Source organism: Kitasatospora griseola (assembly GCF_014648555.1).
GTDB lineage: Bacteria > Actinomycetota > Actinomycetes > Streptomycetales > Streptomycetaceae > Kitasatospora > Kitasatospora griseola.
This window is the reverse complement of record NZ_BMRI01000003.1, coordinates 144,009-166,833: the sequence shown is the minus strand read 5'-3', so window position 1 is coordinate 166,833 and position 22,825 is coordinate 144,009. Positions and strand designations below refer to the sequence as shown.

Sequence of the window (22,825 nt, the reverse complement as noted above, 5' to 3'; positions counted from 1 at the left end):
GGGAGTGTCCCGGGTGGCCGATGCGGCCGGGCACCCGGGTCCTCGTCCCAAATCGTGACAAAAGAACACAGACCGCCTTGCCGATGATCGGATCGAGCGTTTGGCTGGAGAGAGCGCCGTGCGCGCGCCCCAGGCCCATTCCCGATTCGGCGGAAGGCGGTCCTCCGGTGACCTCCCAGCACGCCCCCGACACCCAGCAGGCCGATCCGCGCCGCTGGTGGGCCCTGGCGGTCATCGCCATCGCCCAGCTGATGATCGTCCTGGACGCGACGATCGTGAACATCGCCCTCCCGTCCGCGCAGCACGACCTGGGCATCTCCAACGCCAACCGGCAGTGGGTGATCACCGCCTACACGCTGGCCTTCGGCGGCCTGCTGCTGCTCGGCGGCCGGATCGGCGACCTCTTCGGACGCAAACGCACCTTCATCATCGGCCTGCTCGGCTTCGCCGCGGCGTCCTGCCTCGGCGGCTTCGCCGTCAGCGGCGGCATGCTGTTCGCGGCCCGCGCCCTGCAGGGCAGCTTCGGTGCGCTGCTCGCCCCGTCCGCGCTGTCCCTGCTGTCGATCACCTTCCGCGACGTGCGCGAGAGGGCCACCGCGTTCGGCGTCTTCGGCGCCCTGGCCGGCGGCGGTGCGGCGATCGGCCTGATCACCGGCGGCCTGCTCACCGAGTACCTCAGCTGGCGCTGGTGCCTGTACGTCAACGGCCCGATCGCCGCGGCCACCGCGCTCGCCGCCTACTACCTGCTGCGCCGCGACCACATCGACCGCTCCCACCGGGTCCGGCTGGACCTGCCCGGCGCGGTGCTCGGCTGCGGCGGACTGCTGCTGATCGTCTACGGCACCTCCGAGGCCGTCGACCGCGGCTGGGGCGACTGGCTGGTGCTCACCGCGCTCTGCGTCGGCGTCGCCCTGCTCGCCGTGTTCGCCCTGGTCGAGCGGCGCACCCCGCACGCGCTGCTGCCGATGCACCTGATCCGCGACCGCAACCGGGCCGGCAGCGCGCTCTCGGTCGGCCTCGCCGTGATCGCCATGTACGGGCTGTTCCTGTTCCTGACGTACTACATGCAGGTCGTCAAGGGCTACTCGCCGATCCGGGCCGGCGTCTCGTTCCTGCCGATGACCGGTGCGATCATCCTCAGCTCGGCCGGCATCGGCTCCCGCCTGATGACCCGCATCCCCACCCGCGCCCTGATCGTCCCCGGACTGCTGATCGGCGCGGGCGGCATGGCCTGGCTCACCCAGCTCCGGGTGGACAGCCCGTACCTCGGCCTGGTGCTGCCCGCCGAACTGCTGCTCGGCATCGGCCTCGGGCTGGTCTTCATGCCCGCCATCAACCTGTCCACCCTCGGCGTCGCCCCGGAGGAGACCGGCGCCGCCTCCGCCATCATCAACAGCGCCCAGCAGGTCGGCGGTTCGATCGGCACCGCGCTGCTCAACACCATCGCCGCCAGCGTCACCGCCACGTATCTGGCCACCCGCAACCCGACCGACCCACTGGTCCAGGCCCAGGGCGCGGTGCACGGCTACGCGGTCGCCACCGCCGTCGCGATGGGCATCCTGCTGCTGGCCGCCGTGGTCGCGTTCGTGATGATCACCCACCGCCCCGCCCCGGGCGAGGCCAAGGGCCGGGCCGACCGGAGCGAGGCCAGAGCGGTGGCATGACCCGATCGGCGCGGTGCCGCCGTCCCCGCGTCCGCCCCCCGGCATGAGACCCTGCTGTCCGCCACCGGAAATCTCACGAGTCTCCCAGCCAGGAATCACGGCATTTCCAGCTCGGCGACGCATATTCGAGACAGTTCGGGTCACCCGGTGTCCAGGTCGGCAACGACGCGGACGTCGGCGCGGCCTCCGGTCGGGAGGAACGGGGCAGCATGGGACGCCACTCCAAGCAGCGCAAGCGCCGCTCGCTGCGGCCGGTCGTCCTCAGTTCGGTGCTCGCCGTCGGCGTGGTCGGCGCGATAGCGGCCGCCGGGGTGCTCTCCGTCCACCTGCGCGACCCGCGGCAGCGGACCAGCACCGACACCGTCGCGGCGGTCGGCTCGGCCCCCACGCCTGCCCCCGTCACCAGCGCTGCCCCGAGCCCGAGCGCGACGCCGAGCGCAAGCCCGAGCGCGAGCACGGAGGCCGAGCCGTCCGGGCCCCTGAACGTCGCGCAGGCCGGCAGCTCCACCGACGGCCTCACCCGGCAGGTCCCGCCCTTCGCGCCGCCGGACGTGAAGCTCGGCGTCACCGGCACCGCCCCGCTCAACTCCGAGTCGGTCCGGGTCGGCGCGCTGTTCACCGGCGACGTCGCGCCGGGCAGCCACTTCTGCTCCGCCAGCGTCATCGACAGCCCTGGCCGCAACCTGATCCTCACCGCCGCGCACTGCGTGTCCGGCGTGAGCAGCATCGTCTTCGTCCCCGGCTACCGCGACGGCATGGCCCCGTTCGGCAGTTGGCAGGTCACCAAGGTGTACACCCCGGACGGCTGGCAGAACAGCGACGACCCCGACGAGGACTTCGCGGTGCTCGCCGTCGCGCCCACCAACAACCTGCGGATCGAGGACGCGGTCGGCGGCAACCCGCTCGGCGTCAACGCCGCGCCGACGGTCCAGGCCCGGCTGTACGGCTACTCCGACAGCGCCGAGAAGCCCGTCCTGTGCACCAACGTCACCAGCCGCGAGGACACCCTCCAGCGACGCATCGACTGCCCGTCGTTCTCCAACGGCACCAGCGGCGGCCCGTTCATCGACTCCGCCACCGGCGAGGTGATCGGCGTCGTCGGCGGCTACCAGCAGGGCGGCGACACCGAGGACACCTCCTACAGCGCCTACTTCGACCACACCGTCGCCGACCTGGTCGCCCGCGCGAGCTGACCGGCCCTGGAATCTCCCCTCCCGTGTCACCCACAATGGGGCGACGACGCACACGAGGGGGAGGCGCGGTGTTCCGCCGCTGGTGGTTCCTGAAGGCCGCGAGGCCCGCCCCGACAACCGAGCACCACCCGAGTCGCCGGGAGGTCCGCGAGCACCAGGCGCTGGTGCTGGGGGAGTGGGAAGCGCTCCGGGACCGCCTGCGCGAGCTCGCCGCCGAACGGGTCACCGCCGCCGGCACGGTGTTCCAGGCCGCCGAACTCCGGCTCCCCACCGAGGAGTCCGCCGCCCGCCGGGCCTACCAGTGGGCGCTGGAGGCGTACGAGGCGGCCGGCCGGCTGCTCGACCGCGCCGACCACCCCGACACCGACCTGCCCGACCTGGCCGCCGCCGTGGTGCTCGCCGAACAGGCGGTCGAACGCCTCGCCGCCGCACACCTGTTGCACGCCGGACAGCGGCCCGGCCCGCTCGCCGTCCGCTGCTACTACAACCCGCTGCACGGCCCGGTCGAGAACGCCGCCGAACCGCCCAAGAACCGCAAGACCCGCCAACGGGCCCGCACCACCACCCGGGAGGCCGCCGCCGACCGCCGACCCGCCTGCCGCTCCTGCCGCGCCGCGATCCTGGCCGGCCAGACCCCCGACGTGCTGCCCGCGCTGCTCCCCGCCAAGGCCGCCCCCGGCCGCAAGGGCCCCGTCCTGGTCCCGTACTTCGCCGTCCCCCGCCAGTGGTCCCCCTGGTCCGCCACCGCCTGCGGCGCCTACGACCCCGCCACCCCGTCCCTCGTCCTGCGCGGCGCCCACCACCGGCGCCCCCCGCACTGACGGCCCGTCAGCGACGCTTGCGGCGCTCGGCCACCCGCCGCTCGACCTCGGCCAGGAAGTGGGCCGGGACTTCGCCGGTGGCCCGCAGGTGGGCGCGCTCGGCGGCGGTGAGGGCCTCGGCGGCGGTGTCCACGGCGAGGGCGTACGCGTGAAGCTTCCCCGAGGCCGTCCCGCGCCGCAGGTCCGCGGCCTCCTCCGCCCAGTAGTTGCCCTCCCAGCCGTCCCGGGAGCCGAACAGCGCGGTCAGCCAGCCGAGCACACCGCGCCGACGGGCCTTCCGGTTCAGCTGCTCCCGGACGGCCAGCCAGCACAGCCGCTCGTCCGGCAGGTTCGGAACGGTTCTGTTCGTGGTCATGGTGGTGCCCCCTCGTTCAAGTGTCGGGGGAGCGTACCGGCGGAGGCTGTCAGGGGGGAAACGAAAAAGGCCCAAGTCCCTTGGACCTGAGCCTCGTTCACGCACTTGCTGCGAAGTGCCCCCGGTAGGATTCGAACCTACGCACCCGCCTCCGGAGGGCGGTGCTCTATCCCCTGAGCTACGGGGGCCTTGGGTGATCTGCGATCACCCGGCCTTGCGGGGAAAACACTACCAGGGAAACTCCGTGGTCCGTGCACGGGTTTCCGACGGCGGGTTCGGACGGGCCGTCAGCGGTGGGCGGCAAGTGCCCGAAAGACCGGACGGGCGGGGCGGCGCGCGGCTACCCTCGGTGAGGTGGCGGCGACGTCGGGGCGGGTTCTCGTGGTGGACGACAGCGAGGCGATCCGTCGACTGATCAGGGTCAACCTGGAGCTGGAGGGCTTCGAGGTGGTGACCGCCGCCGACGGTGCCGAGTGCCTGGAGGTGGTCCACCGGGTCGCGCCGGACGTGGTGACGCTGGACGTGGTGATGCCCCGGTTGGACGGGCTGCGGACGGCGGCCCGGTTGCGCGCCGCCTGGGAGACCGCGCACCTGCCGATCGCGATCGTGAGCGCCTGTACGCCGGCGGACCTGGAGCGCGGCGAGTCGGTGGGGGTGGACGGCTACCTCGCGAAGCCGTTCGATCCGGCGGACCTGATCGAGCTGGTGCGCCGACTGCGGGCGATGGACCGCCCGGCCGCAGCGGCAGCCGGGCGCCGTTTCGCGTACGACTTCGGCAGCGCGCCCCATCCGATCGCCCAAACCCTGCGAGATTTCGCCCTGAGCGAACACGCACAGGAACTTGTTCCGCCGGACGAGTCACGCCCGTGAGATGTGCCGGTCTGCGGCGCTGTCCGACGAGACGAAGCACGCCGCGGGGCACGACGCGCGTCCCGCTCGGCAAACCGAGTGGCGGTCGACCGCCCCCTCTCGCCTAGGCTTGGGCCCGTGACACCCGCAGAACTCTCCCAGGCAGTCCAGGCCGCCGTCAGCGCCGCCATCCAGGCAGGCGAGCTGACCGTCGACGTGCCCGCGCACGTGACGGTCGAGCGGCCCAAGAACAGGGACCACGGCGACTACGCCACCAACGTGGCCCTCCAGCTCGCGAAGCCGGCCGGCAAGCCGCCGCGAGCCGTCGCGGAGATCCTGTCCGCACGCCTGCGAGAGATCACCGGCGTCGCGAAGGTCGACATCGCCGGTCCGGGCTTCCTGAACATCACGCTGGACGCCGCCACCCAGGGCGAGCTGGCGCGCACCATCGTCGAGGCGGGCGAGGCGTACGGCCGCAACGAGGCGCTCAAGGGCCTGAACATCAACCTGGAGTTCGTCTCGGCGAACCCGACCGGCCCGATCCACATCGGCGGCGTCCGCTGGGCCGCCGTCGGCGACTCGCTGGCCCGCGTCCTGAAGGCCTCCGGCGCCGAGGTGTCGACCGAGTACTACCTCAACGACGCCGGCGTGCAGATCACCAAGTTCGCCAAGTCGCTGAAGGCCGCCGCCAACGGACAGCCCGTCCCGGAGGACGGCTACGTCGGCGAGTACATCACCGACATCGCCAAGGCCGTCACCGACGGCGTGCCCGGCATCCTGGAGCTGCCCGAGGACGAGCAGCTGTCGGCCTTCCGCGCCGAGGGCCTGAAGCTGATGGTCACCGAGATCCAGCGGTCGATGAACGAGTTCGGGGTGCACTTCGACACCTGGTTCTCCGAGAAGTCGCTGCACGACTCCGGCGCCGTCCAGCAGGCCATGGAGCGGCTGCGCGAGCAGGGCCACGTCTTCGACCGGGACGGCGCGATCTGGCTGCGCACCACCGACTTCGGCGACGACAAGGACCGCGTCCTGATCAAGGCCGACGGCGAGACCACCTACTTCGCCGCCGACGCCGCCTACTACCTGAGCAAGCGGGACCGCGGCGCGGAGGTCTCGGTCTACATGCTCGGCGCCGACCACCACGGCTACGTCAACCGCCTCAAGGCCATCGCGGCCTGCGCGGGCGACGACATGGACCGCAACATCGAGGTGATGATCGGTCAGTTCGTGAAGATGCTGCGCGACGGCAAGGAGGTCCGACTCTCCAAGCGCGCGGGCAACATCATCACGATCGACGACGTGATCGACTGGATCGGCGTGGACGCCGCCCGCTACATGCTGGTGCGCCAGTCCACCGACTCCACCATCACCATCGACATCGACGTGGTGACCAGCCAGACCAAGGACAACCCGGTCTACTACGTGCAGTACGCGCACGCCCGGATGTGCTCCGTGGCGCGCAACGCCGTGGAGAAGGGCATCGCCCGCAGCGCGGACTTCAAACCGGAGCTGCTGAACAGCGAGTGGGAGAACGCCCTGCTCGGCCAGCTCGGCGAGTTCCCGCGCGTCCTCGCCAAGGCCGGCGAACTGCGCGAGCCGCACCACGTCGCCACGTACCTGGACGAGCTGGCCCGGGCCTACCACCGGTTCTACGACAACTGCCAGATCCTGCCGAAGGGCGACGAGGAGGTCACCGACCTCACGCACGCCCGCCTCTGGCTCGCCGACGCCACGCGAACGACGCTCGCCAACGGCCTCGGCCTGCTCGGCGTATCCGCCCCCGAGCGGATGTAGAGCACCACAACCCCCAAGCGCAGCACGAGCGGGGGCGGCGGACCGGTCGACGGAGACCGGTCGCCGCCCCTTGCCATAGGTCGAGGAAGTCCCGCACATGAGTCGCTCCGCACATCCCGCAGGCCCCCGGCACGGCGACGTGCTGCCCGAGGGCCACTACCAGGCCCCGCCCGCCGACCTGAACGCCCTGGACCCGAAGGTCTGGTCGCGCACCGTCACCCGTGACGCGGACGGCGTCGCCATCGTCGGCGGCGTCGACGTCCGCACCCTGGCCGCCGAGTTCGGCACCCCCGCGTACGTGCTGGACGAGGCCGACTTCCGGGCCCGCGCCCGGGCCTGGCGGGACGCGTTCGGCGACCGCGCGGACGTGTACTACGCGGGCAAGGCGTTCCTGTCCAAGGCCGTGGTGCGCTGGCTGCACGAGGAGGGCCTCAACGTCGACGTGTGCTCCTCGGGCGAGCTGCAGGTCGCGCTGGCGGCCGGCATGCCGGGGGAGCGGATCGCGCTGCACGGCAACAACAAGTCGGTGCGGGAGCTGGAGCAGGCCGTGAAGGCCGGCGTCGGGCACATCGTGGTCGACTCCTTCCAGGAGATCGAGCGGCTGGCGGAGATCGCCGGGGCGCAGGGCGTCCGGCAGCCGGTGCTGATCCGGATCACCGTCGGCGTCGAGGCGCACACCCACGAGTTCATCGCCACCGCGCACGAGGACCAGAAGTTCGGCCTGTCGCTGTCCGGCGGCCTGGCCGCCGAGGCGGTCCGCCGGGTGCTGGCCGAGCCTTCCCTGGAGCTGCGCGGCATCCACTCGCACATCGGCTCGCAGATCTTCGACTTCGCCGGCTTCGAGGTCGCCGCCCGCCGGGTGGTCGGCCTGCTGGCCGAGGTCCGCGACGAGCACGGCGTCGAGCTGCCGGAGATCGACCTGGGCGGCGGCCTGGGCATCGCGTACACCCCCGACGACGACCCGCGCGAGCCCGCGGAGATCGCCGTCTCGCTCGGCGAGATCGTCCGACGCGAGTGCGCCGCAGCACAGTTGACGACCCCTCGGATCTCGGTGGAGCCCGGCCGGGCGATCGTCGGCCCGACCGCGTTCACGCTGTACGAGGTCGGCACCGTCAAGCCGCTGGAGGGCCTGCGGACCTACGTCAGCGTGGACGGCGGCATGTCCGACAACATCCGCACCGCGCTGTACGACGCCGAGTACTCGGTGGCGCTGGTCTCCCGGACCAGCGAGGCCGGGCCGATGCTGGTCCGGGTGGTCGGCAAGCACTGCGAGTCCGGCGACATCGTGGTCCGGGACGCCTTCCTGCCCGCCGACCTGGCCCCCGGCGACCTGATCGCGGTGCCCGCGACCGGCGCCTACTGCCGGTCGATGGCGAGCAACTACAACCACGCCCTCAAGCCCCCCGTGCTGGCCGTCGCGGACGGGGCGGCCCGGGTGATCGTCCGACGCGAGACGGAAGAGGATCTTCTGCGTCTCGATATCGGCTGACGAAATTTTCGTCTCATAACGTGGACCGGCGGTAGATCCGTGCGGAAAGTCCCGGAGACTGGTACGGACAGGAAAGCCCCCGGGGGACACCGAATCACCCCGGCGGGGACGAAGAATGCAGAGCGGAGTCGGATGATGCGTACGCGCCCGCTGAAGGTGGCGTTGCTGGGCTGTGGTGTGGTGGGCTCCGAGGTGGCGCGCATCATGACGACGACAGCCGACGACCTCGCCGCGCGCATCGGCGCCCCGGTCGAGCTCGCGGGAATCGCGGTCCGACGGGCCGGGCGCCCCCGCCCCGGGGTGCCCGAGCACCTGCTCACCACCGATGCCGAGGCCCTGGTCGGCCGCGACGACATCGACGTGGTGATCGAGGTGGTGGGCGGCATCGAGCCGTCCAAATCGCTGATCCTGAAAGCCTTCGGGAACGGCGCCTCGGTGGTCTCCGCCAACAAGGCGCTGCTCGCCAAGGACGGCGCCGAACTGCACGCCGCAGCCGCCGCGGCCGGCGCCGACCTCTACTACGAGGCCGCCGTGGCCGGCGCCATCCCGCTGCTGCGCCCGCTGCGCGAGTCGCTGGCCGGCGACAAGGTGAACCGGGTGCTGGGCATCGTCAACGGCACCACCAACTTCATCCTCGACAAGATGGACTCCACCGGCGCCGGGTACTCCGAGGCGCTGGAGGAGGCCACCGCGCTGGGCTACGCCGAGGCCGACCCGACCGCCGACGTGGAGGGCTTCGACGCCGCCGCGAAGGCCGCCATCCTGGCCGGGATCGCCTTCCACACGAAGGTGACCGCCGCGGACGTCTACCGCGAGGGCATCACCGAGGTCACCGCCGCCGACATCGCCTCCGCCAAGCAGATGGGCTGCGTGGTCAAGCTGCTGGCGATCTGCGAGCGCTCCACCGACGGCAGCTCGGTCACCGCCCGGGTGCACCCGGCGATGATCCCGCTCAGCCACCCGCTGGCCTCCGTCCGCGAGGCCTACAACGCGGTGTTCGTGGAGGCCGAGGCGGCCGGCCGGCTGATGTTCTACGGCCCCGGCGCGGGCGGCTCGCCGACCGCCTCCGCGGTCCTCGGCGACCTGGTCGCGGTCTGCCGCAACAAGGTCAACGGCACCACCGGCCCCGGCGACTCGGTCTACGCCCAGCTGCCGGCCAAGCCGATGGACGAGGTGGTCACCCGCTACCACGTCAGCCTCGACGTGGACGACCGGGCCGGCGTGCTGGCCCAGGTCGCCTCGGTCTTCGCCGAGCACGGCGTCTCCATCGACACCGTCCGCCAGCAGGGTCGCGACGGCGACGCCGCGCTCGTCGTGGTCACCCACCGCGCCACCGACGCCGCCCTGTCGGCGACGGTCGACAAGCTCCGCGCACTGGACAGCGTGCGCGACGTGGCCAGCATCATGCGGGTCGAAGGGGAGTAGGAACAACCATGAACGCCCTTGCCGAAAACGCTGCCCGAGGCACCCGCACCCACCAGTGGCGCGGCCTCATCGAGGAGTACCGCGACCGCCTCCCGGTCACCGACTCCACCCCCGTGGTCACCCTGCTCGAAGGCGGCACGCCGCTCGTCCCCGCCCAGGTGCTCTCCGAGCGCACCGGCTGCGAGGTCTACCTCAAGGTCGAAGGCGCCAACCCGACCGGCTCCTTCAAGGACCGCGGGATGACCATGGCCATCTCCAAGGCCAAGGAGGACGGCGCCCAGGCCGTCATCTGCGCCTCCACCGGCAACACCTCCGCCTCCGCCGCCGCCTACGCGGTGCGGGCCGGCATGGTGTCCGCCGTGCTCGTCCCGCAGGGCAAGATCGCCCTCGGCAAGATGGGCCAGGCGCTGGTGCACGGCGCGAAGATCCTCCAGGTGGACGGCAACTTCGACGACTGCCTCACGCTCGCCCGCGACCTCTCCGAGAAGTACCCGGTCGCGCTGGTCAACTCGGTCAACCCGGTGCGCATCGAGGGGCAGAAGACCGCCGCCTTCGAAATCGTCGACATGCTCGGCGACGCCCCCGACATCCACGTCCTCCCGGTCGGCAACGCCGGAAACATCACCGCCTACTGGAAGGGCTACCGCGAGTACGCGGCGGACGGCCTCTCCTCGAAGACCCCCCGGATGTGGGGCTTCCAGGCGTCCGGCTCCGCGCCCATCGTGGACGGCGCCCCGGTGCTCAAGCCGCAGACCATCGCCACCGCGATCCGGATCGGCAACCCGGCCTCCTGGGACTACGCGCTGGCCGCCCGGGACGAGTCCGGCGGCCTGATCGACAAGGTGACGGACCGCCAGATCCTGTCCGCCTACCGCCTGTTGGCCGCGCAGGAGGGCGTGTTCGTGGAGCCCGCCTCGGCCGCCTCGGTGGCCGGCCTGCTGGCCAAGGCCGAGGCCGGACTGGTCGACCCCGGCCAGCGGATCGTCTGCACCGTCACCGGCAACGGCCTCAAGGACCCGGACTGGGCCGTGGCCGGCGCGCCGCAGCCGCAGATCGTCCCGATCGACCCGGAGGCGGCCGCCCGCCGCCTGGGCCTGCTGGACTGACCCGGCTGAACCGGCGTCAACACCGTTGAGCGGCGGGCCTGATCGGGCCCGCCGCTCAGCGGTTTTCTGCACCGCTTTCAGGTCATCCGACCGGCGCTTTTCCGCTTTCTTGTGGCAACACGGAAGATCCGAGCCGGGCGGGGTGTACCGCTCTGGAACCTCTCTTCGATACGCTGGACCCCGGCGGGCCGCGCCACGCCGCGCGCTCCCTTCGACCTCCCGCCGTCGTACCACCGCAGGCCCCGTCGTCCGGGCCGCCCCCACTTTCAGGAGTGTCCACCGCATGGCCGGTCCCGCGTTCCGCGCCGCCGCCGTCCGGGTCCGCGTTCCCGCGACCAGCGCCAACCTCGGCCCCGGCTTCGACGCTTTCGGCCTCGCCCTGGGGCTCTACGACGACGTGGTGGTCCGGGTCGCCGACTCCGGTCTGAGCGTGGACATCGCCGGCGAGGGCGCCGAGACCCTGCCCCGCGACGAGCGCCACCTGCTGGTCCGCTCGCTGCGCGCCGCCTTCGACCGGCTCGGCGGACAGCCCCGCGGCCTCGAAGTGGTCTGCGCCAACCGCATACCGCACGGTCGCGGCCTGGGCTCCTCGTCCGCCGCGATCTGCGCGGGCATCGTCGCCGCCCGCGCCGTCACCATCGGCGGCGCCTCCGCCCTCGACGACGACGCGCTGCTCGCCCTCGCCTCCGAGCTGGAGGGCCACCCCGACAACGTCGCGGCCTGCCTGCGCGGCAACTTCACCGTCGCCTGGACCGAGGACGGCACCGCCCGCACCATCACGCTCGACCCCGCCGACCGGGTGGTTCCGGTCGTGTTCGTGCCCTCCACCGAGGTGCTCACCGAGACAGCCCGCGGTCTCCTCCCCAAGACCGTCCCGCTCGCCGACGCCGCCGTCAACGCCGGCCGCGCCGCGCTGCTGGTCGAGGCGCTCACCCGCCGCCCCGAGCTGCTGCTCACCGCCACCGAGGACCGCCTGCACCAGGACTACCGGGCCTCCGCCATGCCCGACAGCGCCGCCCTGGTCGCCGCCCTGCGCGCCGAGGGCGTCCCCGCCGTCATCTCGGGCGCCGGACCGACGGTCCTCGCGCTCACCGACGAGGCCGGCGCGGAGAAGCTCGTGAACTTCGCAGGACCGCAGTTCGCGGCACACCGCCTGGAGCTCGACCGCACCGGCGCGACCGTGCTGCCGCTCGACATGTGAGACGGACACGATTGACAAACAAAGGGCTGGGGAATGTGTCAGGGGGTCGGTAGTGTTAACCTCATTGCTGCACCAGATGCCCTCCGGGGACCGGTGCGACGCATCCCGATCCCGTTCCCCCGTCACGGGGGCCGGAAGCTCGGGAACACGATTCTCCGGGAGCCCGCCACACCGCGTACGCAGCCTGCCTCCGCGACTGCGGCCCATCCCGAAGCCGTGACGGCACCAGACTCCCACCCGCAGCCTCTGCACTGAGGCCTGGCCGGGCGGGGCCCGAACTGCCGCCGCGCGACGGGGGCCCGGGCATCAAACAGGCGCAGCGAGGTCGGTACCGGCCGTCCGCGCCACTTCGCACCACAGTGCACCGCACTTCGCAGCTCCCCGGAAGGACCAGCCTTCCGCGGGAATCCAGCCCCTGACCAGCGCACAGAGATGCTGGGCAGGACAGCACAACCGGTCGCCGTGCCAGACAGGCCGACGTCCGCTCCAGGGAAGGACCCTTAGTGAGCGACACCACCGATCTGATGGGCGCGCGCCCGGACGCCGAGGCGTCGGACGCTGCCGCCGCCCCCGCGGCTCCGGCGCGACGCCGTCGTACCGCTGCCGCCGGCCTGGACGGCCTGGTCCTGGCCGAGCTCCAGAAGCTCGCCTCGACCCTCGGGATCAGCGGTACCGGACGGATGCGCAAGAGCCAGCTGATCGAGGCCATCAAGGAGAAGAGCGGCGGAGACCCGCTGCTCGCGGGCGGCTCCGCCCCCGCCGCTCCGGCCGCCAAGAAGGCCGCCAAGTCGGCTGCTCCCGCCGAGGCCGCCCCGGCCGCCGCCGAGGAGCAGGGCGAGTCGGCGGCTGCGCCGCGGGCGACCCGCCGCGCCCGCACCGCCGCCGCCACCGAGCCGCAGCCGCAGGCGCAGATCGAGATCCCGGTGCAGGCCGCCGCCGACACCGCGGCCGCCGCCGCCCGGACCGAGCGTCCGCGCCGCCGCGCCACCGCCGCCGCCGGTGCGCCGACCGCCGAGGCCGCGGCCGCCGCCACCGCCGCCGAGCAGGACCGGCCGGCCGCCGAGGCCAAGGCCGAGGGCCAGCGCCAGGCCGCCGAGGGCGAGGGCCGTTCCGAGCGCCGCGAGCGCCGGGACCGCCGTGACCGCCGCGAGGGCGGCGAGCGCACCGAGCGTGCCGAGCGCACCGAGGCCGGCACGGCCGAGGGCGACAACGAGATCCGCGAGTCCCGCCGGGACCGCCGCAACCGCCGCGAGCGCGACCGCGCCGACCGGCAGCAGGGCGGCGGCCAGCAGCAGGACGGCGGCCAGTCCCGCCAGCAGGGCCAGCAGCAGAGCCAGGGCCAGGCCCAGGGCCAGCAGCAGGGCGGCGGCGCCCAGCAGCAGGGCGGCTACGACGACGACGAGTTCGGCGACGGCCGCCGCGGCCGCCGCGGCCGCTACCGTGACCGCCGGGGCCGTCGCCGCGACGGCTTCGAGGGCGCCGGTGGCCCCGAGGTCCCGCTGAGCGACGACGACGTCCTGATCCCGGTCGCGGGCATCCTGGACATCCTGGACAACTACGCCTTCGTCCGGACCTCCGGCTACCTGCCCGGCCAGAACGACGTCTACGTCTCGCTGGCCCAGGTCCGCAAGCACGGCCTGCGCAAGGGCGACGCCATCACCGGCGCCGTCCGGCAGCCCAAGGACGGCGAGCGCCGCGAGAAGTTCAACGCGCTGGTGCGCCTGGACTCCGTCAACGGCATGGACCCGGACAGCGGCCGCGGCCGCCCCGAGTTCGGCAAGCTGACCCCGCTGTACCCGCAGGAGCGGCTGCGCCTGGAGACCGACCCGGGCGTGCTGACCACCCGGATCATCGACCTGGTGTCGCCGATCGGCAAGGGCCAGCGCGGTCTGATCGTGGCCCCGCCGAAGACCGGTAAGACCATGATCATGCAGGCGATCGCCAACGCGATCACCCACAACAACCCCGAGTGCCACCTGATGGTCGTCCTGGTGGACGAACGTCCGGAAGAGGTCACCGACATGCAGCGGTCGGTGAAGGGCGAGGTCATCTCCTCGACCTTCGACCGCCCGGCCGAGGACCACACCACCGTCGCCGAGCTCGCCATCGAGCGCGCCAAGCGCCTGGTGGAGCTGGGCCACGACGTGGTGATCCTGCTGGACTCCATCACCCGCCTGGGCCGCGCCTACAACCTGGCGGCGCCCGCCTCCGGCCGCATCCTGTCCGGTGGTGTCGACTCGACCGCGCTGTACCCGCCGAAGAAGTTCTTCGGCGCCGCGCGCAACATCGAGAACGGCGGCTCGCTGACCATCCTGGCCACCGCGCTGGTCGAGACCGGCTCGCGGATGGACGAGGTGATCTTCGAGGAGTTCAAGGGCACCGGCAACATGGAGCTCAAGCTCGACCGGAAGCTCTCGGACAAGCGCATCTTCCCCTCCGTCGACGTGGACGCCTCCGGCACCCGCAAGGAGGAGATCCTGCTCGGCCACGAGGAGCTCTCCATCGTCTGGAAGCTCCGCCGGGTGCTGCACGCCCTGGACTCGCAGCAGGCGATCGAGCTGCTGCTGGACAAGATGAAGCAGACCAAGACGAACGCCGAGTTCCTGATGCAGATCGCCAAGAACACCCCCGGTTCCGGCGACTGATCGCAGCAGTCCCGCCGAGACCCCGTGCCGCTTCCCGCGGTGCGGGGTCTCGGCCTTTTCTCATGCGGGCTTCAGAACCGGTTCGCCCTACCGGTGCGTCACTTATGCTCGAAAGGTCGCACTGCGGGTGAAATGAGGCGATATGGCCGAACATCGGAAGGATCGTTCCGCGGGTCGCCGCGGACTGCGGATCACGCTGTTCGCGCTGGTTGCCGTCATCCTGGTGGCCGCGGGGCTCGGCGGGCTCGCCTACTGGAAGCTGAACCGGAACCTGCACGGCGTCGACATCTCCGGGCAGCTGGGCAGCGCCCGCCCGCCCGCCTCCACCGACGGCTCGTTCAACCTGCTGGTGCTCGGCTCCGACTCGCGGGCCGGCGCCAACGGCAACCTGGCGGGCGGTGACACCGGCGACGCCGCCCGCTCCGACACCGCCATGGTGGTGCACGTCAACCAGACCCACACGGCCGCCTCGGTGGTCTCCATACCGCGCGACACTCTGGTCGCCCGGCCCGCCTGCACCGGCCTCGACGGCAAGCCCGTCCCGGCGGTCCGCAGCGCGATGTACAACTCGGCGTTCGAGGTCGGCGGCCCGGCCTGCGCGGTGAAGACCACCGAGCAGCTCACCGGGATGCGGATGGACCACTTCGTCGAGGTGGACTTCGCCGGCTTCGCCTCGATGATCGACGCGATCGGCGGGGTGGACGTCACCACCACGGTGCCGATAAGCGACCCGGACAGCGGACTGCAGCTGTCGGCCGGCACCCACCACCTGGGCGGGCAGCAGGCGCTGGCGTTCGTCCGCACCCGGCACGGCGTCGGCGACGGCAGCGACCTGGGGCGGATCGAGCTCCAGAAGCAGATGGTGAAGGCCATGCTGGGCCGGATCGACACGCTGGGCCTGGCCACCGACCCGGTGGCGGTGTGGAGCCTCGGCGACAAGCTGACCCGGTCGCTCACCACCGACTCCGACCTGGCCTCGGTGAGCTCGCTGGTGGGCCTGGCGCAGACCCTGAAGCGGATCGGCCCGGACCAGCTGACCATGGTCACGCTGCCCGTGGCGTACGCCCCCAGCGACCCGAACCGGGTGCTGCCGAAGAACCCGGAGGCCCAGCAGCTCTGGGCGGCGCTGCGGGTCGACCAGCCGGTGCCGACGCCGGTGGTCTCCGAGCAGCCGACCAATCCGGCGGACGGTTCGCCGTCCGCAACGGCCTCGGCGCACCCGGGCTCGGTGCCGACACAGGGGGGTGTGGAATAGCGCGCTCCGCCTCCCGGTTTGGGAAGAAGCGGGCAGTGCTGGCACACTGGTCCGTCGGTCCCGGTTCACGTGCGGACGTCCATGTCCGCCGACCCGGTGCCCTCCCGATCAGCTAGGAGAATCCGTTGAAGTCCAACGTTCACCCGGAGTACGTGGTCACCAAGGTGACCTGCACCTGCGGCAACGAGTTCACCACTCGCTCGACCGAGACCAGCGGTGAGATCCGCGCCGAGGTCTGCTCGAACTGCCACCCGTTCTACACCGGCAAGCAGAAGATTCTGGACACCGGTGGCCGCGTGGCCCGCTTCGAGGCGCGCTTCGGCAAGAAGCTTTCCGGCAACAAGTCGGCCTAGCGCTTCCACGGCGCCGGTCTCGGGCGTCCTCGTGTACTCACGGGGGCGTCCGGGCCGGCGCCGTTCGCGTCTCTCCCGCCCATCACCCCTGCTGGGCACCCCCTGTTCGGCACTCACGGAAGTAGGACCACCCGATGTTCGAGGCAGTCGAAGAGCTCCTCGTCGAGCACGCCGACCTCGAAAAGAGGCTGGCCGACCCGTCCGTGCACGCGGACCAGGCGAACGCGCGCAAGCTGGCCAAGCGGTACGCCGAGCTGACCCCGATCACCCGGACCTACCTGGCCTGGAAGCAGGCCGGCGAGGACATCGTCGCCGCGCGCGAACTCGCCGCCGAGGACCCGGACTTCATCGCCGAGGCGAAGGCGTCCGAGGCGCACCAGGGGGAGCTCACCGAGGAGCTGCGGCTGCTGCTGGTGCCGCGAGACCCCAACGACGACAAGGACGTCATCCTGGAGGTCAAGGCGGGTGAGGGCGGCGAGGAGTCCGCGCTGTTCGCCGGTGACCTGCTGCGGATGTACCTGCGGTACGCGGAGCGGGTCGGCTGGAAGACCGAGATCATCGACGCCAACGAGTCCGACCTCGGCGGCTACAAGGACGTCTCGGTGGCCGTGAAGACCAAGGGCAACGCGGAACCCGGCCACGGCGTCTGGGCGCAGCTGAAGTACGAGGGCGGCGTGCACCGGGTGCAGCGGGTGCCCGCGACCGAGTCGCAGGGCCGCATCCACACCTCCGCCGCGGGCGTGCTGGTCACCCCGGAGGCCGAGGAGGTCGAGGTGGAGATCCACGCCAACGACCTGCGGATCGACGTCTACCGCTCCTCCGGCCCGGGCGGGCAGTCGGTCAACACCACCGACTCCGCGGTCCGGATCACCCACCTGCCGACCGGTATCGTCGCGTCCTGCCAGAACGAGAAGAGCCAGCTGCAGAACAAGGAGCAGGCGATGCGCATCCTGCGTTCGCGACTGCTGGCCGCCGCGCAGGAGGAGGCCGAGCGGGAGGCGTCCGACGCCCGCCGCAGCCAGGTCCGCACGGTCGACCGCTCCGAGCGCATCCGGACGTACAACTTCCCGGAGAACCGCATCTCCGACCACCGCACCGGCTTCAAGTCGTACAACCTGGACCAGGTGCTGGACGGCGACCTGAACGCGGTGATCCAGTCCTGTGTGGACGCCGACGCCGCGGCCAAGCTGGCCGCCGCGCAGGAGAACTGAGCCTAAGGAACCCGAGGCATGAACCTGCTGCTCGCCGAGGTGGCCCAGGCCACCCAGCGCCTGGCCGCGGCCGGCGTGCCCTCGCCGCGCTTCGACGCCGAGGAGCTGGCCGCGCACATCCACGGCGTGAAGCGCAGCCAGCTGCACACCGTGCCGGACGGGGACTTCGACGCCCGCTACTGGGAGGCGATCTCCCGGCGTGAGCAGCGCGAGCCGCTGCAGCACATCACCGGGCGGGCGTTCTTCCGCTACCTCGAACTGGAGGTCGGCCCCGGGGTGTTCGTGCCCCGGCCGGAGACCGAGACGGTGGTCGAGTGGGCGATAGAGGCGGTCCGCGCGATGGACGTCGCCGAGCCGCTGGTGGTCGACCTGTGCACCGGCTCCGGGGCGATCGCACTGGCCCTCGCCCAGGAACTGCCGCGCTCCACCGTGCACGCGTTCGAGCTCGACGAGGGCGCGATCGCGTACACCCGCCGCAACATCGAGGCCAGCCCCGACCGGGCCCGGGTCCACCTGCACCAGGGCGACGCCACCAAGGCGTTCGCCGACGACCGGGCCTGGGACGGCCGGTTCGACCTGGTGATCAGCAACCCGCCGTACATCCCGCTCACCGAGTGGGAGTACGTCGCCCCCGAGGCCCGCGACCACGACCCGCAGATGTCGCTGTTCTCCGGCGAGGACGGCCTGGACACCATCCGCGGCATCGAGCGGGTCGCCGCCCGGCTGCTGCGGCCCGGCGGCGCGGTGGTGATCGAACACGCGGACACCCAGGGCGGCCAGGTCCCGTGGATCTTCCGCGAGGAGGGTGGTTGGACGGACGCCGCCGACCACCGGGACCTGAACAACCGGCCCCGCTTCACCACGGCCCGAAGGGCTTCGTTGTGAACGCCAGGCGCAGTACGACTGCGCGACGCGCTTCGCTGTAGACCACCACTGAAATCACCGGAAGGGGATTGCTCCGATGAGCCGCCGATACGACTGCTCCGACGCCCAGGACCGCGCCAGCGGGCTGCGTGAGGCCGCCACGGCGATTCGCCGCGGGGAGCTGGTGGTGGTGCCGACCGACACGCTGTACGGGATCGCCGCCGACGCCTTCTCGCCGGACGCGGTGGGCGCGCTGCTGGCGGCCAAGGGGCGCGGGCGGAACATGCCCTCGCCCGTGCTGGTCGGTTCGCCGACCACCCTGCACGGGCTGGTCACCGACTTCTCCGAGCAGGCCTGGGAGCTGGTGGACGCGTTCTGGCCGGGCGGCCTGACCCTGGTGGCCCGGCACCAGCCGTCGCTGCGCTGGGACCTGGGCGAGACCCGGGGCACCGTCGCGGTCCGGATGCCGCTGCACCCGGTCGCGCTGGAGCTGCTGAACGCCACCGGCCCGCTCGCGGTGTCCTCCGCGAACAAGACCGGCGGCCCCTCGCCGTCCACCTGCGACGCGGCCGAGGCGCAGCTCGGCGACGCGGTGTCGATCTACCTCGACGGTGGGACGGCCGACTACGCGACGGCCTCCACCATCGTCGACGTCACCGGCAAGGTGCCGGTGGTGCTGCGGGCGGGCGCGATCAGCGTCGAGCAGCTGAGGGAGGTCGCTCCGGACGTCGAGGCCGGCAGTTGACCGCCGCCCCCTTGTACGGAGCGGGGAGCGCCCTGGCGCCGTATCCGGCGTCCGGGCCGCTCCCGCTGGACACCTTCAAGATCCTCTTCGTCTGCACCGGCAACATCTGCCGCTCGCCGATCGCCGAGCGGCTGGCCCGGCTGGAGCTGGACTCCCGGCTCGGCGTCCGGGTGGGCCGCCGGATCGTGGTGGAGAGCGCCGGCACCTGGGGCCACGAGGGCGCCCCGATGGAGGCGCACGCGGCCACCGTGCTGGGCGAGTACGGCGCGGACAGCGGCGATTTCGCCGGGCGGGAGCTGCTCGACGAGCACGTGATCGACGCCGACCTGGTGCTGACCGCGACCCTGGACCACCGCGCGCAGGTGATCTCGATGGGGCACGCGGCGGGTCTGCGCACCTTCACGCTGAAGGAGTTCACCCGGTTGGTGCAAAGGGTCGATCCGCGGACCCTGCCGGACCCCAGGGACGGCGCGCGACTGACCGAACGCGCCCGCGCGCTGGTCCGCTCGGCCGCCGCCCTGCGCGGCTGGCTGCTGGCCGCCTCACCGGAATCGGACGAGCTGAGGGACCCTTACGGGGCGCCGATCGGCATGTTCCGCAACTGCGGCGAGGAGATATTCGACGCGCTGGACCCGGTGGTGACCGCACTGACCGGCGTGGACCGGTGAGTTGAGCGCCCTCCACTAAAGTTTCGGTGGAGAAATTGTGAAGTCTGTGTGCTCGGGCGATGCAGGTGGCCGGGGCGCGGCCGAAAGGCCCAGTCCCGCGCGTGGGGGCGGGCCCGGCGACCGGGGCCGACCTAGGCTGGAGGAATCTCCGCCCGCACCGGCCCCCTCGCCTTCGGTTGGGGGACCCCCCCACCCGGGAGCTGCAGCATGACGGTTGCCGATGCCCGACAGACCCACTGGCAGGCCGCCGAGGCCCTGCGCGCGGCGGACCCGCTGATCGCCGACCTGCTCACCGCCGAGGACGAGCGCCGGGCCGATTCCCTGCAACTGCTGGCCGGGGAGAACCTGGCCACCCCCGCGGTGCTGGCGGCGCTGGCCGGCCCGCTGGTCGACAAGTACGCCGAGGGCTACCCCGGCCGCCGCCACCACACCGGCTGCGCGCCCGCCGACACCGTCGAACTGCTGGCGGTCGACCGGGCCCGTGAGCTGTTCGCCGCCCCGCACGCCAATGTCCAGCCCCGGTCCGCGACTTCGGCCGTCCTGGCGGCCTACGCGGCGCTGCTGCGGCCGGGCGACGCGGTGCTGGCGATGTCGCTGGAGCACGGCGGCCACCTGAGCGCCGGCTCGCGGGCCAACTTCTCCGGCCGGTGGTTCCAGTTCCACGGCTACGGGGTGCGCGAGGAGGACGGCCTGATCGACCTGGAGCAGGTCCGCCGGCTGGCCCACGAGCACCGTCCCAAGGCGATCGTCGCGGGCGGCATCTCCTACCCCCGGCACCTCGACTGGGCGGCCTTCCGGGAGATCGCCGACGAGGTCGACGCCTACCTGATCGCCACCGCCGGGCAGAGCGCCGGCCTGGTCGCGGCCGGCCTGGCGCCCTCCCCGGTGCCGTACGCGGACGTCACCGTGGTGGCCACCCACAAGCTGCTGCGCGGCCCGCGCGGCGGCCTGCTGCTGTGCGCCCGCGAGCTGGCCGACCGGATCGACCGGGCGGTGTTCCCGTTCTGCCAGGGCGGGGCGGCGATGAACGAGGTGGCCGCCAAGGCGGTGGCGCTGGCCCAGGCCGGCACCCCCGGCTTCGCCGAGTACGCCCGCCGGGCGGTGGCCGGGGCGCGGGCGCTGGCCGCCGCGCTGGCCGCCGCCGGGGCCGCGCCGCTCACCGGCGGCACCGACACCCACCTGGTGACCGCCGAGGTCGGCGGCCTCGGCCTGACCGGCGTGGAGGCCGAACGCCGGTGCGCGGCGGCCGGGTTGATGCTCGGACGGTGCGCCGTCCCGTACGACCCCGCGCCGCCCACCGAGACCTCCGGGATCCGGCTGGGCACCGGGACGTGCGCCGCCCAGGGAATGGCGGAGGCGGAGCTCGGCGAGGTCGGTGAGCTGCTCGGACGGGTGCTCGCCGGGGCCGATCCGGCCTCGGTCCGGGGCCGGGTCCGGGAGCTCGCGCAGGCCTTCGCCGGGCGTCGCTGAGCATTCGCCGGCCGCGGAGGCGAACCGCGATGCGGGGCCCGGGCGTCGGAGTCAATAAGGTGTGCAGCGTGGCGACGCACCTCGAACCCCGAACCTGCGCGGGAGTACCCTGCGTACTCGTCCGTCGGACCGCGACCCTGGAGGCCAGTGGTGCGTGAGTATCTGCTGGTCCTGTTCGTCTCCGCGGCGGTGACCTACCTGCTGGTCAGCCCGGTGCGGAAGTTCGCGATCGCGGCCGGCGCGATGCCCGCCGTGCGGGCGCGTGACGTGCACCGCGAACCGACTCCGCGGCTGGGCGGCATCGCGATGTTCGGCGGCCTGCTGGCGGGCCTGCTGGCGGCCTCCCAACTCACCAACCTGGGGCGGCTGTTCGTCCAGAGTGCGGACGTCAAGGCGCTGCTGTCCGGGGCCGGGATCATGTTCGTGCTGGGCGTCCTGGACGACAAGTGGGGCGTGGACGCGCTGGTGAAGCTCGGCGGTCAGATGATCGCGGCCGGCGTGATGGTCTGGCAGGGCGTCACGGTGATCTCCATCCCGGTGCCCGGCTACGGCCCGGTCGCGGTGACCCCGACCCAGGGCATGCTGATCTCGGTCACGCTGGTGGTCGTCATGGTCAACGCGGTGAACTTCATCGACGGCCTGGACGGCCTGGCGGCGGGCATGGTGTGCATCGCCGCGATCGCGTTCTTCCTGTACTCGTACCGGCTGTGGCTCGGCTACGGGGTCAACGACGCCGCGCCGGCCGCGCTGTTCACCGCCGTGCTGATCGGCATGTGCCTGGGCTTCCTGCCGCACAACCTGCACCCGGCGCGGATCTTCATGGGCGACTCCGGCTCGATGATGCTGGGCCTGATGCTGGCGGTCGCCGCGATCTCCATCACCGGCCGCGTCGACCCCGACCTGATCTCGGCCCGGACCGGTTCGCAGACCCTCACCGTGCACGCCCTGGTGCCGATCTACATCCCGCTGATCCTGCCGCTGACGGTGATCGCGCTGCCGCTGGCCGACCTGCTGCTGGCCGTGGTGCGCCGCACCTGGGCGGGCAAGTCGCCGTTCGCGGCGGACAAGCAGCACCTGCACCACCGGCTGCTGGAGGTCGGGCACTCGCACAGCCGGGCCGTGCTGATCATGTACTTCTGGGCCGCGCTGATCGCCTTCGGCACCGTCGCGGTGTCGGTCACCAACACCGGCCGCACGGTGGTCCTCACCATGGCGGGCCTGTGCCTGGTGGGCCTCGCGGTGCTGCTGATGCCGCGCTTCCGCCCGCGCGCCCCGAAGGCCGTCCAGCCGTTCGTGCCGCCCCGCTACCGCAGCGGCGAGCGGGCCGCCGGGCCGGTCGGGGCGGAGACCGGCGTCGAGGACGCCGACGTCGGCGCCGAGGCGTCCGCGATGGCCGAGCTGTCGGCCGAGGACAAGGCCCTGCTGGGACGAATCGGGACGGGTGCGACGGCGTCCGGCCGACGGGGTGAGCGGCAGGACTGACGAATCGTCAACTCCCGTTGGGCCGTTCGGCGGCACCCGTTCGGCGGTACTCGCGCGCCCGCGGTGTGACAGGTGCCACACGTTCATGGTAAAGCTCTCATCAAATAGTTTGTGATACCGTTCACGAGTACCGAGAACGCGCCGAAAGACCTGACAGGTGGAGGACTTCCGTCCCTGGTCGGTCTCCCTCGACGGGCTCGCCGAAACGGGCGGTCCGCGGCGTGGTTCTCGCCCT

General features: G+C 72.3%; 19 protein-coding genes and 1 tRNA gene. 18 read left to right on the top strand and 2 right to left on the bottom strand.

Annotated features, from left to right (window positions below):
• Positions 1–83: 83 nt before the first annotated feature.
• The 3 genes from IEZ12_RS04920 to IEZ12_RS04910 all read left to right on the top strand — a co-directional run bounded on the left by IEZ12_RS04920 (position 84) and on the right by IEZ12_RS04910 (position 3,678).
• Positions 84–1,664, top strand: coding sequence for an MFS transporter (locus tag IEZ12_RS04920; protein WP_189270985.1), 1,581 nt, complete (start codon positions 84–86; stop codon positions 1,662–1,664).
• A gap of 209 nt (positions 1,665–1,873) precedes the next feature.
• Positions 1,874–2,857 carry a trypsin-like peptidase domain-containing protein gene (locus tag IEZ12_RS04915; protein ID WP_189270984.1) on the top strand — a complete coding sequence of 328 codons (984 nt, stop codon included), beginning with the start codon at positions 1,874–1,876 and terminating at the stop codon, positions 2,855–2,857.
• A gap of 68 nt (positions 2,858–2,925) precedes the next feature.
• A complete protein-coding gene (locus IEZ12_RS04910; protein ID WP_189270983.1) occupies positions 2,926–3,678 on the top strand; it encodes a hypothetical protein in 753 nt (250 codons plus the stop codon).
• A gap of 7 nt (positions 3,679–3,685) precedes the next feature.
• Here the strand turns inward: IEZ12_RS04910 and IEZ12_RS04905 are convergent, their stop codons facing one another.
• Together IEZ12_RS04905 and IEZ12_RS04900 are read right to left on the bottom strand one after the other, a co-directional pair.
• Entirely contained in the window at positions 3,686–4,033 is a 348-nt protein-coding gene (locus IEZ12_RS04905; RefSeq protein WP_189270982.1) for a hypothetical protein, read from the bottom strand.
• A 116-nt stretch (positions 4,034–4,149) separates the two neighbouring features.
• A tRNA-Arg gene (locus tag IEZ12_RS04900) sits at positions 4,150–4,221 on the bottom strand.
• Positions 4,222–4,387: 166 nt separating this feature from the next.
• Here IEZ12_RS04900 and IEZ12_RS04895 point away from each other — a divergent pair.
• From IEZ12_RS04895 to IEZ12_RS04825, 15 genes are all read left to right on the top strand, one after another.
• Entirely contained in the window at positions 4,388–4,903 is a 516-nt protein-coding gene (locus IEZ12_RS04895; RefSeq protein ID WP_189270981.1) for a response regulator, read from the top strand.
• Positions 4,904–5,020: 117 nt separating this feature from the next.
• Entirely contained in the window at positions 5,021–6,676 is a 1,656-nt protein-coding gene (gene argS, locus IEZ12_RS04890) for an arginine--tRNA ligase (RefSeq protein ID WP_189270980.1), read from the top strand.
• Positions 6,677–6,773: 97 nt separating this feature from the next.
• On the top strand, positions 6,774–8,165 hold the full coding sequence (gene lysA / locus IEZ12_RS04885) for a diaminopimelate decarboxylase (RefSeq protein ID WP_189270979.1): 1,392 nt from the start codon (positions 6,774–6,776) through the stop codon (positions 8,163–8,165).
• Positions 8,166–8,297: 132 nt separating this feature from the next.
• Complete coding sequence (locus IEZ12_RS04880; protein ID WP_189270978.1) at positions 8,298–9,590, top strand: homoserine dehydrogenase; 1,293 nt, start codon at positions 8,298–8,300, stop codon at positions 9,588–9,590.
• A gap of 8 nt (positions 9,591–9,598) precedes the next feature.
• Positions 9,599–10,696 (top strand): threonine synthase, encoded by a 1,098-nt coding sequence (gene thrC, locus IEZ12_RS04875; RefSeq protein WP_189270977.1) that lies wholly within the window; start codon positions 9,599–9,601, stop codon positions 10,694–10,696.
• 283 nt (positions 10,697–10,979) lie between these two features.
• On the top strand, positions 10,980–11,897 hold the full coding sequence (gene thrB, locus IEZ12_RS04870; RefSeq protein WP_189270976.1) for a homoserine kinase: 918 nt from the start codon (positions 10,980–10,982) through the stop codon (positions 11,895–11,897).
• Between the two features lie 503 nt (positions 11,898–12,400).
• Positions 12,401–14,542 (top strand): transcription termination factor Rho, encoded by a 2,142-nt coding sequence (gene rho, locus IEZ12_RS04865; protein ID WP_189270975.1) that lies wholly within the window; start codon positions 12,401–12,403, stop codon positions 14,540–14,542.
• A gap of 142 nt (positions 14,543–14,684) precedes the next feature.
• Entirely contained in the window at positions 14,685–15,797 is a 1,113-nt protein-coding gene (locus IEZ12_RS04860; protein WP_189270974.1) for an LCP family protein, read from the top strand.
• Positions 15,798–15,922: 125 nt separating this feature from the next.
• Positions 15,923–16,150, top strand: coding sequence for a 50S ribosomal protein L31 (rpmE, locus tag IEZ12_RS04855; protein WP_035866123.1), 228 nt, complete (start codon positions 15,923–15,925; stop codon positions 16,148–16,150).
• 134 nt (positions 16,151–16,284) lie between these two features.
• Complete coding sequence (gene prfA / locus IEZ12_RS04850; protein WP_100588011.1) at positions 16,285–17,361, top strand: peptide chain release factor 1; 1,077 nt, start codon at positions 16,285–16,287, stop codon at positions 17,359–17,361.
• Positions 17,362–17,379: 18 nt separating this feature from the next.
• Positions 17,380–18,246 (top strand): peptide chain release factor N(5)-glutamine methyltransferase, encoded by an 867-nt coding sequence (gene prmC / locus IEZ12_RS04845; protein ID WP_043916027.1) that lies wholly within the window; start codon positions 17,380–17,382, stop codon positions 18,244–18,246.
• A 76-nt stretch (positions 18,247–18,322) separates the two neighbouring features.
• The gene (locus IEZ12_RS04840; RefSeq protein ID WP_043916028.1) at positions 18,323–18,970 is read left to right on the top strand and encodes an L-threonylcarbamoyladenylate synthase; all 648 of its coding nucleotides are present in this window, start codon (positions 18,323–18,325) and stop codon (positions 18,968–18,970) included.
• 32 nt (positions 18,971–19,002) lie between these two features.
• Positions 19,003–19,638: an arsenate reductase/protein-tyrosine-phosphatase family protein gene (locus IEZ12_RS04835; RefSeq protein ID WP_100588116.1), complete on the top strand. Its 636-nt coding sequence runs from the start codon at positions 19,003–19,005 to the stop codon at positions 19,636–19,638.
• 207 nt (positions 19,639–19,845) lie between these two features.
• Positions 19,846–21,108: a serine hydroxymethyltransferase gene (glyA, locus tag IEZ12_RS04830; protein WP_189270973.1), complete on the top strand. Its 1,263-nt coding sequence runs from the start codon at positions 19,846–19,848 to the stop codon at positions 21,106–21,108.
• Between the two features lie 150 nt (positions 21,109–21,258).
• A complete protein-coding gene (locus IEZ12_RS04825) occupies positions 21,259–22,590 on the top strand; it encodes a glycosyltransferase family 4 protein (RefSeq protein WP_189270972.1) in 1,332 nt (443 codons plus the stop codon).
• Positions 22,591–22,825 lie beyond the last annotated feature (235 nt).